The sequence below is a fragment of the Streptomyces sp. NPDC058576 genome (genome assembly GCF_042718715.1).
In the GTDB taxonomy this organism is placed as follows: domain Bacteria; phylum Actinomycetota; class Actinomycetes; order Streptomycetales; family Streptomycetaceae; genus Streptomyces.
Genome location: NZ_JBHXPF010000001.1, coordinates 217,307 through 231,838, shown reverse-complemented (window position 1 = coordinate 231,838; position 14,532 = coordinate 217,307). Strand labels below are relative to the sequence as shown.

Sequence of the window (14,532 nt, the reverse complement as noted above, 5' to 3'; positions counted from 1 at the left end):
GAGCGCCTGATGAGCGGCCCGTGAAGGATCTTTCATGCGGCCGTGGCCGCGCGGGATCTCATGGCCCGGCGGGATCTCGTGGCCCGGCCGGGGGCCCGTGGCCCGGCGGGACCTCATGCCCCCGCGGGATCTAGGGCAGCCGGTAGCCCATGCCCCGTACCGTCTCCAGCCGCTCAGCCCCCAACTTCCGGCGCAGCGCGCGGACATACACGTCCACGATGTTGGAGCCGGGGTCGAAGTCGTACCCCCAGACATGCGACAGGATCTGCTCGCGCGACAGCACCTGGCCCGGGTGGCGCAGGAACATCTCCAGCAGCACGAACTCGCGTGCCGTCAGGTCCACCGTCCGGTCCTCGGCGCGGGCCCGGCGCGTCCGCAGGTCCAGGGCGAGGCTGCCGCTGCGCAACATGGTGACCTCGGGCGCGCGGGCGGCGGTACGCCGGCGCAGCCGCACCCGGGCGAGCAGCTCCTCGAAGCGGAACGGCTTCGTCATCCAGTCGTCGGCCCCGCCCTCCAGACCGGCCACGGTGTCCCGGACGGAGTCGCGGGCGGTGAGCACGATCACCGGCAGGGTGACCCGGGCCTCGCGCAGCTCCCGCAGCACGGTGAAGCCGTCCCGTCCCGGCAGCCCGATGTCGAGGACCATCAGGTCGAAGCCGCCGGTCAGCGCGTGGCCGAGCGCCAGGTCACCGTCCTCGGCGACGACGGTGGTGAAGCCGTTGGCGCGCAGCCCCTTCTGGACGAACGAGGCGATGCGCTCCTCGTCCTCGGCGATCAGGATGCGATTCATGATGCGGTCTCCAGCGTGAGTACGAAGGTGGCTCCGCCGCCCTCGGTCCGGCGGAGTTCGACGCGGCCGTGGTGGCCCTCCGCGATGGCCCTGACGATGGCGAGGCCGAGTCCGGCCCCGCTGGTGCGGGTCCCGCGCCGGGACGTGCCCCGGCGGAACCGTTCGAAGATCACCTCGGCGTCCTCCTGCGGAATCCCGGGCCCGTGGTCGGCGACGTACAGCTCGACGCGGTCTGCCCCGTCCCGGCCGGCCTCGGCGCGGGGGCCGACGGACCGGGAGTCGACGTGGGAGTCGACGGACCGGGAGCCGATCCGGATGCGCTGGCCGGGCACGGTGTGCTGGACGGCGTTCTGCGCGAGCTGGACCATCGCCTGCGTCATCCGCTGCGGATCCAGGCGCACTTCGAGGTCCGCGACGCTGTCGAGCACCCACTCCCGCTCGCCGAGGGTCCGCACCTTCACGAACACGTCGGCGGTCAGCTCCGCCAGCTGGACGGGTTCGGGGGTGACGAAGTCGGGGCGCTCGGCCCCCGCGAGCAGCAGCAGATCCTCCACGATCCGGCTCATCCGGTCCAGCTCGTCCGTGACCAGCCGCACCGTCTCCTCCCGGTCCGCCGGGTCGTCGCCCATCAGCTCCAGATGGCCCCGGACGATGGTGATGGGGGTGCGCAGCTCGTGCCCGGCGTCGTCCACGAAGACCCGCTGCGCGGCGAACGCCCGCTCCAGACGGTCGAGCATCGCGTTGAAGGTCTCGGCGAGGGCGGCGATGTCGTCCCGGCCCTCCACGGGGATGCGCCGGGTGAGGTCCTGCTCGGTCAGCTCCGCCGCCGTCGTCCGCACCAGCCGGACCGGCGCGAGGATGCGTCCGGCGACCGCCCAGCCGATCCCGGTCGTCATCAGCAGCGCCACCCCGGACAGGGCGAGCAGCATCCAGAACGTCTTGTCGGCGACGGCCCGTTCGCGCTCCGGGTGGAAGGCGACGACGAACGCCCCGGGCTGCCCGCCCGGGGACGCCCCGATCTCGACCTTGGCCCAGCGCAGCTCGCCCTGCGGGCGCTCCAGCGTGCCGAAGGAGTCCTCGGAGGCGCGGATCCGGGTGAGCGACGCGGTGTCCCGCCACAGGGCGGTGTCCCGGGGCAGGTCGCGGCGCTGGCGGATGACGTCGGGCCGGTCGCCGGGCCGGCCGGTCAGCCCCAGCAGCTCCTCGTCGGGGTCCGCGTACTGCCGTTGCAGATAGATGCGGAGCAGCCGGTCGGCGGTGTCGAACCGGCCGCTGGTGTCCGGGTCCACCCCCTGCGGCACGAAGTTCGCGAACTCGCCGGTCTCCTGGGTGAGCAGCTGGCTGATGCGGTGGTCCACGTCCCGCTGGAGGATCGAGCGCACGGTGACGGCGACCGCGCCCAGCGCGACGGCCATCACGACCAGCAACCACAGCAGGATCCGTACCCGGGCGGAGATCCTCGGAAGGCTAACCGTCATCACCGAAGTCGTCGTCATCGTCGTCGTCGGCCGCCGAGGGGCCCGGAACGACGGAGCTGTCCGGTGTACGGGTCGGAGTGGGGGAACCGCTCGGCGTCGGGAAGCCGCTCGGCGACGTGACACCGCCCGGCGTCGGTGTGCCGCGCGGACTCTCCTCCAGCTGAACGGTGGGGGGCACCTTCGGCGCCTCCGAGGTGTCGGTCATGGCATAGCTGGTGGCCGCTATGCCCAGCGGCACGGCGACGACGGCTGCCAGGGCCGCCAGACGAGGTGAGAAAGCCATGCGTTCACCCTGACGGTCCCGGACGGTACGAACATGAAGCGAGGATGAACATTCCTTCATCTCGGGCCAATCGGGCAGTCTGGTGCGAATGCGACAGGTTCGATCGGGGGTCCGCCCCGGGAAGCGCCGCCGGTTCCGCTTGCTTCGAGTGCACTCCAAGGATTTAGCGTGGAGAACATGACGGTGATCGACGGAACCACCCGGAGCACTCCCGCGACAACCGCACGGCCACAGCCCACCTCGGGGGTGGACGTCTGCGCGGCCGCCCCGAAGGAGCACCCCCGCCCCGCGGGCCAGGACAGCTACACGATCAGCGAGGTCGTCACCTTCACCGGCCTCACCGCGCACACCCTGCGCTGGTACGAGCGCATCGGGCTCATGCCCCACGTCGACCGCTCGCACACCGGCCAGCGCCGCTTCAGCAACCGCGACCTCGACTGGCTGGCCTTCGTCGGCAAGCTGCGGCTGACCGGGATGCCGGTCGCCGACATGGTGCGGTACGCGGAGCTGCTGCGCGCGGGGGAGTCCACCTTCGAGGAACGGCAGGAACTGCTGGCGGCGACCCGCCGCGACGTGATCACGCGGATCGCGGAGCTCCACGACACCCTCGCCGTCCTCGACCACAAGATCGAGTTCTACGCGGGCGCCCGCCGGGCGCCGGAGAGGCACAGTGCCTGATGACTGTTGACAAGATCGCCACCGTGGAGCTGGGCGCGGGCGGACCGCGGACCGGCGTCCAGGGCCTCGGCTGCATGGGCATGAGCGAGTTCTACGGCGACACCGACGTCGCCGCCGCCCGCGACACCCTCGACGCGGCCCTGGAGGCGGGCGTCACGCTCTTCGACACCGCCGACGCCTACGGGCGCGGTGCCAACGAGGAGTTCCTCGCGCCGTTCGTCGGGGCCCACCGGGACGAGATCACCCTCGCCACCAAGTTCGCCCTCGTCCGCACCGACGACCCCCGCTACCGGGGCATCAGCAACGACCCCGCGTACATCCGTACCGCCGTCGAGGCGAGCCTGCGCCGGCTGAACACCGACGTCATCGACCTCTACTACATGCACCGCCGCGACCCCGCCGTCCCGCTCGCCGAATCGATCGGCGCGCTGGCGGAGCTGGTCCACCAGGGCAAGGTCAAGCAGCTCGGCCTGAGCGAGGTGACCGGCCCGGAGCTGCGCGAGGCGTACGCCGTGCACCCGATCGCGGCCCTCCAGTCGGAATGGTCCCTCTTCAGCCGGGACGTGGAGAAGAGCGCCGTCGGCGCGGCGGCCGAACTGGGCGTCACGCTCGTTCCGTACTCCCCGCTCGGCCGGGGCTTCCTCACCGGGGCCTTCACCGACGCGGGCAAGGACCTCACGGCGAACGACTTCCGGGCCCACCAGCCCCGGTTCACCGGCGACAACGCCCGCACGAACGCGGCCCTGCTGGAGCCCGTCCACAAGATCGCCGCCGCACACGGGGCGACGGCCGCGCAGGTGGCCCTCGCCTGGGTCCAGCAGCGCGCCGGGGTGCACGGCCTGAACGTGGTCCCGATCCCCGGGACCCGCAAGCGCTCCCGCCTCCTGGAGAACGTCGCGGCGAGCCGTCTGACGCTGGCGGCGGACGAGCTGGCCGCGCTGGAGCCGATCGCGGGCCGGGTGGCGGGGGACCGCTACCCGGACATGAGCAGTACGTCGGCGGCGCGGGAGGAGTAGTCGGGAGCCGTACGCGGTGATCGCCTGGTTCATGAAGTCCATGGCGGCCGAGCGACGCCCCCGGACCCCCCGGGAACGCCCCCGGGGGCCTATGCCAGCCCCAGCGCGAACACCGCGAACCCCGCCGCGAGCAGCCCCGCCAGCGCGCGGCGGGCGTTCGCGGCGCGGGTGCCCGCCCGCCACGGAGCCTCGAAGCGGCGCGCGTACCGGGCGATCAGCACCAGCAGCCCGGCGAACACCGGCAGCCAGGCGATCCGGGCGAGGATCCAGCCCACCGTGTCGGGCGCGGTCGTCAGCCCCGCCACCGCCGTGCCCGCCGCCCCCGTGAGCGAGGCCGGTACGGCGGCGGCCAGCATCGCGGTCTGGTGCCAGCACAGGATCGTCATCGCGGACAGGTTGACCACCACGACCGGCGCCCAGAGCAGCGGCCGGCGCAGCAGCCGCCCGAGCCGGTCGCGCAGCAGGATCGCCGCCCCGCTCTGTGCCGCCGCCAGCGCCACCACCAGCAGCGACGGCGGATGCGAGTTCGTGCGGGCCTCGCCCGGCACGCCGACCATCGACGCCGGGTAGTGGAAGACCAGCAGCAGCGCGGCGAACAGCACCCCGCCGCCGATCAGCAGCAGCCGGGCCCCGCGCTTCCCGATCCGGCCCTCGCCCCAGGACACGCCGAGCTGATACGCGAAGAGCCAACCGGGCAGGATGGTGAGCACGCTCAGCCAGGACGGCATCGCCTCAGCGAAGGGCCCGTAGCGCAGGAAGTCCACGACGGCGACGGAGACCAGCAGCGGGAGCGCCGCCCATCCGCCCAGTCGCCGGGCCAGCCGCACGCAGACCGGGGTGAGGGCCGTCACCACGGTGTACACCCCGACGAACCAGAGCGGCTGGATCACCAGCGTCGACGCCGTACGCAGCGTGTCGCCGGGCACGCCCAGCGCGGAGAGCACCGCGAGCAGCACCGCCCACACGGCGCTCACCCCGAGCACCGGCCGGCCGAGGCGCGCCAGCCTTCCGCCCAGCCAGGCGGCCGTCGTCGAGGCCCGGCGGCGGTAGGAGAGGACCGAGGCGTACCCGCCGACCAGGAAGAAGATCCCCAGCATCTGGAGCACCCAGCTCGCGGGCGCGAGCGCGCCGAACGTGGCGAGCGGGCTCGCGTTGTGCAGGCCGTCGGCGTCCAGCCGGAACCCGCCGAGCATCCAGTGGCCGAGCGGCACGGCGAGCAGTGCCAGGGCGCGCAGGCCGTCGATGGCCCGGTCGCGGTGGGCGGGGGTGGAGGCGTCGATACGGGCGGCGAGCCGCCGCGCGTTCTCGCGTACGGCGTTCATCGGACGATCCCTTCCGGCGTGGCCGTGCCCCGCGCGATGGCGGCGAAGGTCCGCAGCGAATCCGTCCCCGGCGCGAAGTAACCGGCGTGCCCCCGGGCCTCGTCGGCCGGTACGCGGCGGGCGCCGAACGCCGGGTCGGTCGGGTCCGTCCCGTGGCCGAGGCCCGCGAAGCGCACGTTCGGCACGTCGTCGATCCAGTCGGTCGGGTCCTTCGCCGCCCACACGCGGGCCTTCGTCCGCAGCCCCGCGACATCGTCCGCCCGCATGCCGGGGGAGCCGAGGACCACCAGGTCGGTGGCGGGCAGGCGGTGCGCGGCGATCCCGCAGACGACGGAGCCGTAGCTGTGGCAGAACACGGCGGGCTCGGGCAGCCCGTCCGCCGTCAGGCCCTCCGTGAACCGGGTCAGCCGCCCGGCGCCCGCCTCCGCGAGGCCGCCGGTGGCCGCGTCGATGCCGACGCCCACCGGGGTGGTGTACCCGACCCAGGCGACGACGGCCGTCCCCGGACCGGCCTCCGTGTGCAGGGTCCTGGCCATTCCGGCGGGAGCACCGTGGGGGGCGACCTTCCGGTCGAAGGTCCCGGCGTCGTTGTCCGACCCGGGCACCACCACCGAGACGCGGTGGGCGGCGCGCAGATCCCCGAACACCTCGGCGACCTGACCGCGTCCACGCGGGTCGAACGCGAGGATCTGGCGGCCCGGGGCGGCGAGCGTGCGGTAGCGGGGATCGTCCTCGGCGGCCAGCGCCAGGGAGTTGGCGCGGTAGCGCAGCTCCAGCGGCGTTCCGTCGAGATTCCCGACGACGGACGGATGCCGCACCACCAGCAGGTGCCGCTCCTGCTTGCTCAACCCCGCGAAGAAGGCCGCGACTTCGGCAGGCGTGGAGCGCTCCGGATCGGGCAGCTCCGCGCCGAGCGCCCCGTCCGCCCGCCACTGCGCACTGCCCGGCGGCGGACCGGTCAGCGCCTCCTGCGCATCCCCCGAAACCCAGCCGGCGGTTCCCGTCACCACGCTGGTGGCCAGTGCGAACGCGGCCAGCGTCCTCGCGTATCGGCGCATCGTGCCCTCCCTCTCCGGATCCGCACCGACCGGTGCGACCGGCAGGAAGGTAGGAAGAGGACGGGTGACGCGGCGTCACACCGGGGAGCCAATCACGGGGTGATACCGGGGTAGGGGGTGGACCAGGCCCTGCGGGTGTCTACGCCCCCGCGTCCCCCGGAGTCACCAGCCCGGACTCGTACGCGAAGATGACCGCCTGCGCCCGGTCCCGCAGATCCAGCTTGGCCAGCACCCGCCCGATGTGCGTCTTGACGGTCTGCTCGGCCAGCACCAGCCGCCCCGCGATCTCCTGGTTCGACAGCCCCCGGGCGATCAGCTCCAGCACCTCGCTCTCGCGCGGGGTCAGCCCGTTGAGCCGCAGCGCCTGCCCGCCGCGCGTGGCCCCGGAGGGCCGCTGCGCCGCGAAGTCCGCGATCAGCCGCCGGGTCACCGAGGGCGCGAGCAGCGCGTCCCCGGCCGCCACCACCCGTACCGCCGCGATCAGATCGGCGGGCGGGGCGTCCTTGAGGAGGAACCCGGACGCCCCGGCGCGCAGCGCCTCGTACACGTAGTCGTCCACGTCGAACGTCGTCAGCATCAGGACCTTCGGCCGGTGCACGACCCCCACCGGCGGGTTCAACAGCTCGCGCGCGGCGGCCAGTCCGTCCATCTCCGGCATCCGCACGTCCATCAGGACCACGTCGGGATGCTGGTTGCGGCTGACGTCCACACCCTGGCGGCCGTCCGCCGCCTCGCCCACCACGTCGATGTCGCTCTGCGCCGCCAGCAGCGCCGCGAACCCGGCCCGCACCATGGCCTGGTCGTCGACGATGATCACGCGGATGGTCACAGATCCTCCGAAGGGGGTTGCGTGGAAGGGTGCTCGGCAGCGTGCCCGGAAGGGGACACAGCAGGGGACGTGGCGGGCGGCAGCGGCATGCGGGCGGCCACCCGGAACCCGCCGTCGGGCAGCGGCCCGGTGTCCAGCGTGCCGCCGGTCAACCGTACGCGCTCCCGCATCCCCACCAGTCCGTGCCCGGTTCCCGCGCTCTCCAGCGGCGAAGAGGGCTTCGGCGCGGGCCCGTTGACCACCAGCACGTGCAGATGGCCCCCGGACGCCCGCACCGAGATCCGGGTGTGCGCCCCGGGTGCGTGCCGCACCACGTTGGCCAGCGCCTCCTGCACGATCCGGTACGCCGACAGATCCACCGCCGGCGGCACCTCGCCCAGATCCGCGGCGAGCGACAGCTCCGCCGGCAGCCCGGCCCGTACCGTCGCCTCCACCAGCTGCTGGAGCCGGTCGAGACCCGGCTGCGGCGCCCGGTCGCCCTCCGTGCCGTCGCTGCGCAGCACCGACAGCAGCCGCCGCATCTCGCCCAGCGACTCCCGCGCCGCCGCCGCGATGGCGGCGAACTCCTCCCGCGCCGGCTCCGGGAGCCCGGTGATCCGGTACGGCGCGGAGTCGGCCTGCACGGTGATCACCGACATGTGGTGCGCGACCACGTCGTGCAGCTCACGGGCGATGCGCGTCCGCTCCTCCAGCAGCGTGCGCTGCGCCCGCTCCGCCTCGCTGATCGTCTCCTGCTCGGCCAGCCGCCGGGTCGCCTCGCCGCGCTCCCGTACCGCCCCGCCGATCACCAGGACCACCGCGCCGAGGATCGGCAGCAGCAGGGCGCTGCCGGTGCTGCGGTCCGAGGGGGCAATGAGATGCAGCACCGCCCCGGTCGCCGCCGTCACCGCCCACACGGCGACGACGGTCCGCCGGGTCTCGCGCAGGCCGAGGGCCAGCAGCAGGAAGAGACAGGCGACCAGGACCGGCGGGGGCCACGGCCAGGTGTCGTGCTGCCCGGGGTCGTGGGCCAGCAGCACCAGCGCGCCGATGACGTCGGCCGGGAAGATGATCCACCACGCCTGGAGGGGCCGGTGGGCCAGCATCAGCAACGGGGCCGCCTGCGCCACCCCGAGCGTCCCGGCCAGCGCGCCCGGCACGCCGTACTGCGAGGTCAGGACGTTGATGGTGACCGGGATGAAGGTCGCGGTCAGGGCGAGGACCACGACGTACGGCAGCAGCCGCTGCCACTGCTTCGGCGCGTCCGCCAGCAACGGAGTGGACGGATGGGACGCGTGGGACAGCCCGTGGGCGAGCTCGCGCAGATTGCGGCGAGCGGCGCTCAGCAGGCCGTCGGCGGGCGGCGGGGGCCCGGCGGGGGAAGAGGAAGTGGACATCGCCCGGTCAGCCTAGGCAGGCCGAGGCCTTTCGGGCGTCATACCGGGGTTCCGACCCGGCCGGATCGCCTCATACCCCGGTACGGGGTCGGGGCGCGGCGGGGGCGCGGCGTACGGGGTCGCGTCTCGGCGGGAGCGCGGCGTACGCGGGCGGAGCCGGCACCGGCATCACAGCTCCGCGAGCAGCTGGGCCTTCTTCGCGGTGTACTCGGCGTCCGTCACCAGTCCGGCCTGATGCAGCTCGCCGAGATGATGTATCCGCTCGGCGATGTCCGCCGGATCGCGCCGCCCGGCGTTCACCAGGGCCGGGGCGGAGGCGGCGGGCGCGGGCTGGGTCCGGCGGACGGATTCCAGGACGGCGGCGGCGAAGGGCAGCGACTCGTGCACCGGCCCGTAGCCCAGGCCGAACAGCACGGCGGCCGGATCCTGGTCCGCGGCCCGGGTGACCGGAGGCGCCACGGGCCCGCCGTCCGCCGTCCGGCCGTCCGCGCTCTCGCTGCCGCCGGGACCGTGCAGATCGCCCAGGCTGCCGCCCGTGCGGTGGTCGACCGGGGCCGCCGCGCGGGGCACCAGACGCAGATAGCCGTCGAGCGCCTCGGGCGAGCGCCATACGATTCCGGCCAACTCGCTCACGCGGAAGGTCTGGTCACCGGCCTTCCACTTGGCGCTGGAGGCCCCGGTCCAGGACCACCGGAAGGAGATCCGCTCGCCGTCGAAGCTGGCCCGGCCGTCGTACGCCTTGAAGTTCATCGGGGCCTCGGGGGCCGCCACCAGGAAGCGGTCGACGCCCTCGGCGGAGGCCGGGTCCAGCAGGGCCCGCAGCTCGTCCGCGTAGTACTCGGCCAGCACCTCCCGCTCCGCCGGAAGCACCAGGCGATAGGGGTCGCACCCCTCCTTGAGCTGCCCGGAGGCAGCCTCCACCAGAGGATCGGCACCCGCTCTCGGCACGGCACGCAGAACCACCGTGCCCCGCTTGCCGGGGGTCAGCGTCACCGACGACAGCGCCGCATACGGGATGCGGCGCTCCCGCAGACTCTGGAAGAGCTTCGGTGTGCGGATGCCCCGTTCGAAGCGGATGAGCACGGAGTCGGTGTCGAACTCCCAGGTGGCATGAATTCCGGCCAGCACATCACCCATGTGCCTCATCGTATGCGGCACAGTCGCCCGCGTCCCCCCTCGGAGTAAGTCCCAGTTAATCCGCCCGACACGCTCCTCCACGCGCGTCAGCTCTCCCGCTCGCCGGAAATACCGCTGTGGCATGTGCTGTCGGCGCTCGCGCAGCTGACCGACCCGTAGGCTCCGACACCGATCGCGGCGAAGTTGTCGAGGCTCTCGGTGCCCGGTTCGAAGTAGCCGCTGTGCCCGGCGGCGCCGGCCGCCGAGACGATCCGCGCGCCGAACGCCGGATCGACCGGGTCGGCCCCGTGACCGATCCCGCCGAACTCCAGGTGCGGTACGTCCCCGATCCAGTCGTTCCCGTCCCGCGTCGCCCAGATCCGGGCGTCGGTCTCCAGCTGCCCGGCGTTGGCGGCCCGCATGCCGGGGCTGCCCGCGACCGCGATGTCGGCCACCCGGTCGGGGGCCCGGTGCGCGGCCACCCCGCAGACCACGGAGCCGTAGCTGTGGCAGAACAGCGAGACCTCCGAGGCACCGGGCAGCGCGCCGACCATCGCGTTCAGCCGGAGCGCCCCGTCCGCCGCGAGCCCGCCCAGCGCCGCGTCCATGCCGAGACCGGCCGGTGCGGTGTAGTCGGCCCACGCGATGACCGCCGTACGGGTGCCCGGGGAGGCCGCGCGTTCCGCCCCGTACAGCGACTTGGCCATGCCGACCGGGGCCGCGAACACCCGCTTGTTGCGCTCCAGGGTCAGCAGATGGGTGTCGACGCCCGGGACGACGACGGAGACCCGGGCGGCCCGGTCGAGGTTGCCGAACACCTCGGCCGCACGGCCCTTCCCGGACGGATCGAAGGCCAGGATCTGGCGCTTGCCCCCGAGCATCGACCGGAACCGTTCGAGGCGGGCCTTCGCCTCACCGCGGCCGTCCGGCGACAGCTTCTCGTCGTGCGCCCGCGTTCTCTCCACGGCCACGGCCTGCGCGAGGGCCACCCGGTTGGCGTGGTAGCGCAGCGTCACCGGCGCGCCGTTCAGATTCCCCACCACCGATGGGTACTTGCCCGCGAGCGCGATCTGCTGCCCCGAGGTGAGGGTGGCGAAGAAGTGGGCCATGCGATAGGCGGGAGCATCGGCCTCCGGCAGCGAATGGCCCGCTATCCGGTCCCGCGCCCAGGAGGCCAGAGCCAGCTCGCGCGGCCCGTCGGCGTGCTGATCACGGATGGCGCTCCAGCCCGTCGTCGCCAGCATCACGAACACGACCGCCACGGCGAGCAGCGCGCGCCATGCGGTCAACGTGGGGGAGGTGTCGAAAGAAGTCACTGCGCCACACCCTAGGAGACGCGCGCCGACGACCGTGATTCGGGTGAGGTACATCACCCGTCCGCGAAGGATTCACCCAGGATTCTTCACGCAGGGTCACGTCCTCCCGTGGCTGCGCTACCGCTTCTGTCGTTCCGTGTCCGCGCTGCTACCGCTCACGCCAGTCCCGGGCGAGGGCCGGGACGAGCTGGTCGAGATACTCCTCGGTGAGATCGCGCAGCGCCTCCACGCTCGGATCGACCCCCTGGCCCCACAGCTGGCCGGTCACCCGCATCACCCCGGAGAACGCGGCGACGGCCACCCGCGGCCGCGGATCCCGCTCCACGTCCAGCCCCTCGCGCTCCGCGATCAGCAGGGCGATCTGGTTCTCCAGGGCGATTCCGCGCCGCATGTGGGCGGCGAGCAGGGAGGGGGTCGACTCGATCATCTGGTAGGTCCGCATATGGAGATCGACGGTGATGACCTCCTCGATCGCCTCGCCGATGCTGTTCCACGCGCACAGCACCGCCCGGCGCATGGCCTCGAAGGGCGCTTCGTGCGCGGGCCGCCGGCGCAGCTCCTCGATGAAGCGGGACTCGACCATCTCCTGCACGGCGAAGGTGACGTCCTCCTTGCTCGCGAAGTAGCGGAAGAAGGTGCGCTGGGAGACCTCCACGGCGTCGACGATCTCGTCGACGGTGGTGCGTTCGTACCCCTGGGTGGTGAACAGTTCGAGGGCGGCGCGCAACAAGGCGTCCCGGGTGCGCTGCTTCTTGCGTTCACGCAGTCCGGCGCGGGGCGCGACTGTCTGCCCGTCGGTCACGTACCGGTCCCTCTTTTCCTGTGTTTGTCCAGCTCAGCATATCTGTGAGCGGCGTGTGAGCAACGTGACAGTTACTGACTTGTGAATTGGTTTGTCAACTGTCAGAGGCTGTCACTAGTCTCCCCGTATGACTAGTCAGACCACCGTCGAGAAGGCGCCGCGGGAGCCCGAAGACAGCGCAGGACCCGCCCCGGTCAAGGGGCTTCGCGGCCACCCCTGGCTGACCCTCTTCGCCGTCGCCATCGGCGTGATGATGGTCGCCCTCGACGGCACCATCGTCGCCATCGCGAACCCCGCGATCCAGAAGGACCTCGGCGCCTCGCTCGCCGACGTCCAGTGGATCACCAACGGCTATCTGCTCGCCCTCGCCGTCGCCCTGATCACCGCGGGCAAGCTGGGCGACCGCTTCGGCCACCGTCAGACCTTCCTCATCGGCATCGCGGGCTTCGCCCTCGCCTCCGGAGCGATCGGTCTCTCCAGCGAGATCTCGCTGGTCATCCTCTTCCGTGTGCTCCAGGGCCTCTTCGGCGCCCTGCTCATGCCGGCCGCGCTCGGTCTGCTGCGCGCCACCTTCCCCGCCGAGAAGCTGAACATGGCGATCGGCATCTGGGGCATGGTCATCGGGGCGTCCACCGCGGGCGGTCCGATCGTCGGCGGCCTGCTCGTCGAGCACGTCAGCTGGCAGTCGGTCTTCTTCATCAACGTGCCGGTCGGCATCGTGGCGCTCGTCTTCGGCCTGGTGATCCTCAAGGACCACCGCGCCGCCAACGCGCCGCGCTCCTTCGACGTTCCCGGCATCGTGCTGCTCTCGGGCGCGATGTTCGCCCTCATCTGGGGCATCATCAAGGCCGGTGAGTCCTGGGGCTGGGGCGACGGCCGGACGTGGGCCTGGCTGGCCTCCGCCGTCGCGCTCTTCGTCATGTTCGGCCTCTGGGAGACCAAGGTCAAGGAACCCCTCGTTCCGCTGGGGATGTTCCGTTCCGTCCCGTTGACGGCCGGTGTCGTCCTCATGATGCTGATGGCCTTCGCCTTCATGGGCGGCCTCTTCTTCGTGACGTTCTTCCTCCAGGGCGTCCACGGACTCAGCCCGGTCGACAGCGGTCTGCACCTCCTGCCGCTGACCGCCATGATGATCGTCTCCTCGCCGGTCGCGGGCCTGCTGATCACCAAGTTCGGCCCCCGCGTCCCGCTGGTCGGCGGCATGGTCTGCACGGCCACCGCGATGTTCGGCATGACCACGCTCAGCGAGTCCACCGGCACCTTCGCGATGTCCCTCTGGTTCGCCCTGCTCGGCTGCGGGCTCGCCCCGGTCATGGTCGGCGCCACGGAGGTCATCGTCGGCAACGCGCCCATGGAGCTGTCCGGTGTGGCCGGCGGCCTTCAGCAGGCCGCCATGCAGGTCGGTGGTGCGCTCGGCACCGCCGTCCTCGGCGCGGTCATGTCCTCCAAGGTCAGCGCCGAGTTCGCGGACAACTGGGCGGGCGCGGGCCTGCCCGGCGCCCCCGACCCGAAGCTGGAGGAGGCCGCCGAGTTCGGCATGGTCCCGGTCGACGCGCTCTCCAAGGCCCCCGGCATGACGCCGGACGTCGTCGAGCGGATCGGCGGGGTCATCCACGACACCTTCATGTCCGGCATGGGCCTGGCCTTCACCGTCGCCGGCGTCGTCGCGGTCATCGCCGCCTTCGTCGCCACCCTCACCAAGCGCGGCGAGAACGCCGAGGCGGGTGCCGGAGTCGGTCACATCTGACGCCCCGCGCGACGCGGGTCCTCGACGACGCGGGTCGTCGGCCCGGCCCAGATCGTCAACCCGGCGCAGATCGTCAACACAGCGCAGTTCACAGCCCCGCCGAATCCTTTCGGCGGGGCTGTCGCCTATCAGGGTGGAGCGCCCCCGGACGGTCTTCCGTATCCCTCGCCCGGTGACTCAGAGTGAGCGGCGGAAGCACATCACCGACCAACCACGGGGGTTGATCCACCATGCGCACGAACCTCACGCGTACGACCGTTCTCGCCGCTGCCGCCCTGACCGTCACCGCACTCGTTCCCCAGGCCCTGGCCCACGACCGGGCGGCGGCGGCCCCCGAACGGTCTCCGGGCGTCGCTCTCGGCGCCTGTGAGGCGGGCCGGCTCTGCCTCTGGAAGAAGCCCGACTTCACCGGTGCCCGCCAGACCTTCGAGCTCTCCGGTGTCGACATCGAGAGCTGCACCCCGCTGCCGAAGGGCGGCGACGCCCAGTCCCTCGCCAACCGCACCGGCCGGCCCGTCACGACCTACCAGTCCGCCGAGTGCGCGGAGACGGGCGAGTTCGAGACGTACCCGGGCGGGGGCACCTGGACGCCCCGGTCGCCGTACCAGGTACGCGCCTTCAAGATCTGGGAGAACTGAGCCCACCGGGCCGGCCGGGCCCACCGGCCCCGGACACGCCGGAGGGGCGGCGACGCTGGTGCGCCACCGCCCCTCCTGACCGC

14 protein-coding genes are annotated in these 14,532 nt (G+C 72.6%); 4 read left to right on the top strand and 10 right to left on the bottom strand.

What is annotated here, in order from left to right; translation table 11 throughout:
* Window positions 1–130 precede the first annotated feature (130 nt).
* The 3 genes from ACFWRV_RS01035 to ACFWRV_RS01025 are packed head-to-tail and all read right to left on the bottom strand — an operon-like array spanning window position 131 to window position 2,551.
* On the bottom strand, window positions 131–790 hold the full coding sequence (locus ACFWRV_RS01035; RefSeq protein ID WP_384326544.1) for a response regulator transcription factor: 660 nt from the start codon (window positions 788–790) through the stop codon (window positions 131–133).
* Window positions 787–2,268 carry a sensor histidine kinase gene (locus ACFWRV_RS01030; RefSeq protein ID WP_384326542.1) on the bottom strand — a complete coding sequence of 494 codons (1,482 nt, stop codon included), beginning with the start codon at window positions 2,266–2,268 and terminating at the stop codon, window positions 787–789. The genes ACFWRV_RS01035 and ACFWRV_RS01030 overlap by 4 nt, the downstream gene beginning before the upstream one ends.
* On the bottom strand, window positions 2,258–2,551 hold the full coding sequence (locus ACFWRV_RS01025; RefSeq protein ID WP_384326541.1) for a small hydrophilic protein: 294 nt from the start codon (window positions 2,549–2,551) through the stop codon (window positions 2,258–2,260). Before ACFWRV_RS01025 ends, ACFWRV_RS01030 begins: the two co-directional genes overlap by 11 nt.
* A 177-nt stretch (window positions 2,552–2,728) precedes the next feature.
* Between ACFWRV_RS01025 and ACFWRV_RS01020 the strand changes: the two genes are divergently transcribed.
* Window positions 2,729–3,229: a MerR family transcriptional regulator gene (locus ACFWRV_RS01020; RefSeq protein ID WP_384326701.1), complete on the top strand. Its 501-nt coding sequence runs from the start codon at window positions 2,729–2,731 to the stop codon at window positions 3,227–3,229.
* Entirely contained in the window at window positions 3,229–4,245 is a 1,017-nt protein-coding gene (locus tag ACFWRV_RS01015) for an aldo/keto reductase (RefSeq protein ID WP_384326539.1), read from the top strand. The genes ACFWRV_RS01020 and ACFWRV_RS01015 overlap by 1 nt, the downstream gene beginning before the upstream one ends.
* An 89-nt stretch (window positions 4,246–4,334) precedes the next feature.
* Here ACFWRV_RS01015 and ACFWRV_RS01010 read toward each other — a convergent pair whose 3' ends face one another.
* From ACFWRV_RS01010 to ACFWRV_RS00980, 7 genes are all read right to left on the bottom strand, one after another.
* Window positions 4,335–5,567 (bottom strand): acyltransferase, encoded by a 1,233-nt coding sequence (locus ACFWRV_RS01010; RefSeq protein WP_384326537.1) that lies wholly within the window; start codon window positions 5,565–5,567, stop codon window positions 4,335–4,337.
* A complete protein-coding gene (locus ACFWRV_RS01005; protein WP_384326535.1) occupies window positions 5,564–6,625 on the bottom strand; it encodes an alpha/beta hydrolase in 1,062 nt (353 codons plus the stop codon). The genes ACFWRV_RS01010 and ACFWRV_RS01005 overlap by 4 nt, the downstream gene beginning before the upstream one ends.
* A gap of 139 nt (window positions 6,626–6,764) precedes the next feature.
* Window positions 6,765–7,454 carry a response regulator transcription factor gene (locus ACFWRV_RS01000; RefSeq protein WP_050361318.1) on the bottom strand — a complete coding sequence of 230 codons (690 nt, stop codon included), beginning with the start codon at window positions 7,452–7,454 and terminating at the stop codon, window positions 6,765–6,767.
* Window positions 7,451–8,830: a sensor histidine kinase gene (locus tag ACFWRV_RS00995; RefSeq protein ID WP_384326533.1), complete on the bottom strand. Its 1,380-nt coding sequence runs from the start codon at window positions 8,828–8,830 to the stop codon at window positions 7,451–7,453. The genes ACFWRV_RS01000 and ACFWRV_RS00995 overlap by 4 nt, the downstream gene beginning before the upstream one ends.
* A gap of 168 nt (window positions 8,831–8,998) precedes the next feature.
* The gene (locus tag ACFWRV_RS00990; RefSeq protein WP_384326531.1) at window positions 8,999–9,967 is read right to left on the bottom strand and encodes a DUF4429 domain-containing protein; all 969 of its coding nucleotides are present in this window, start codon (window positions 9,965–9,967) and stop codon (window positions 8,999–9,001) included.
* An 86-nt stretch (window positions 9,968–10,053) separates the two neighbouring features.
* The gene (locus ACFWRV_RS00985) at window positions 10,054–11,262 is read right to left on the bottom strand and encodes an alpha/beta hydrolase (RefSeq protein WP_384326529.1); all 1,209 of its coding nucleotides are present in this window, start codon (window positions 11,260–11,262) and stop codon (window positions 10,054–10,056) included.
* A gap of 148 nt (window positions 11,263–11,410) precedes the next feature.
* Window positions 11,411–12,064: a TetR family transcriptional regulator gene (locus ACFWRV_RS00980; protein ID WP_384326527.1), complete on the bottom strand. Its 654-nt coding sequence runs from the start codon at window positions 12,062–12,064 to the stop codon at window positions 11,411–11,413.
* 250 nt (window positions 12,065–12,314) lie between these two features.
* On the opposite strand from ACFWRV_RS00980, the gene ACFWRV_RS00975 reads away from it, so the two are divergent.
* Window positions 12,315–13,811: an MFS transporter gene (locus ACFWRV_RS00975; protein WP_384326699.1), complete on the top strand. Its 1,497-nt coding sequence runs from the start codon at window positions 12,315–12,317 to the stop codon at window positions 13,809–13,811.
* A 230-nt stretch (window positions 13,812–14,041) separates the two neighbouring features.
* Entirely contained in the window at window positions 14,042–14,449 is a 408-nt protein-coding gene (locus tag ACFWRV_RS00970) for a peptidase inhibitor family I36 protein (RefSeq protein WP_384326525.1), read from the top strand.
* The last annotated feature ends 83 nt before the right edge of the window (window positions 14,450–14,532 follow it).

What these genes read in the sequence shown, in the direction of transcription:
- ACFWRV_RS01035 (WP_384326544.1), bottom strand. Translation starts at nt 790, where the DNA reads ATGAATCGCATCCTGATCGCCGAGGACGAGGAGCGCATCGCCTCGTTC.
- ACFWRV_RS01030 (WP_384326542.1), bottom strand. Translation starts at nt 2,268, where the DNA reads ATGACGGTTAGCCTTCCGAGGATCTCCGCCCGGGTACGGATCCTGCTG.
- ACFWRV_RS01025 (WP_384326541.1), bottom strand. Translation starts at nt 2,551, where the DNA reads ATGGCTTTCTCACCTCGTCTGGCGGCCCTGGCAGCCGTCGTCGCCGTG.
- ACFWRV_RS01020 (WP_384326701.1), top strand. Translation starts at nt 2,729, where the DNA reads ATGACGGTGATCGACGGAACCACCCGGAGCACTCCCGCGACAACCGCA.
- ACFWRV_RS01015 (WP_384326539.1), top strand. Translation starts at nt 3,229, where the DNA reads ATGACTGTTGACAAGATCGCCACCGTGGAGCTGGGCGCGGGCGGACCG.
- ACFWRV_RS01010 (WP_384326537.1), bottom strand. Translation starts at nt 5,567, where the DNA reads ATGAACGCCGTACGCGAGAACGCGCGGCGGCTCGCCGCCCGTATCGAC.
- ACFWRV_RS01005 (WP_384326535.1), bottom strand. Translation starts at nt 6,625, where the DNA reads ATGCGCCGATACGCGAGGACGCTGGCCGCGTTCGCACTGGCCACCAGC.
- ACFWRV_RS00995 (WP_384326533.1), bottom strand. Translation starts at nt 8,830, where the DNA reads ATGTCCACTTCCTCTTCCCCCGCCGGGCCCCCGCCGCCCGCCGACGGC.
- ACFWRV_RS00990 (WP_384326531.1), bottom strand. Translation starts at nt 9,967, where the DNA reads ATGGGTGATGTGCTGGCCGGAATTCATGCCACCTGGGAGTTCGACACC.
- ACFWRV_RS00975 (WP_384326699.1), top strand. Translation starts at nt 12,315, where the DNA reads ATGATGGTCGCCCTCGACGGCACCATCGTCGCCATCGCGAACCCCGCG.
- ACFWRV_RS00970 (WP_384326525.1), top strand. Translation starts at nt 14,042, where the DNA reads ATGCGCACGAACCTCACGCGTACGACCGTTCTCGCCGCTGCCGCCCTG.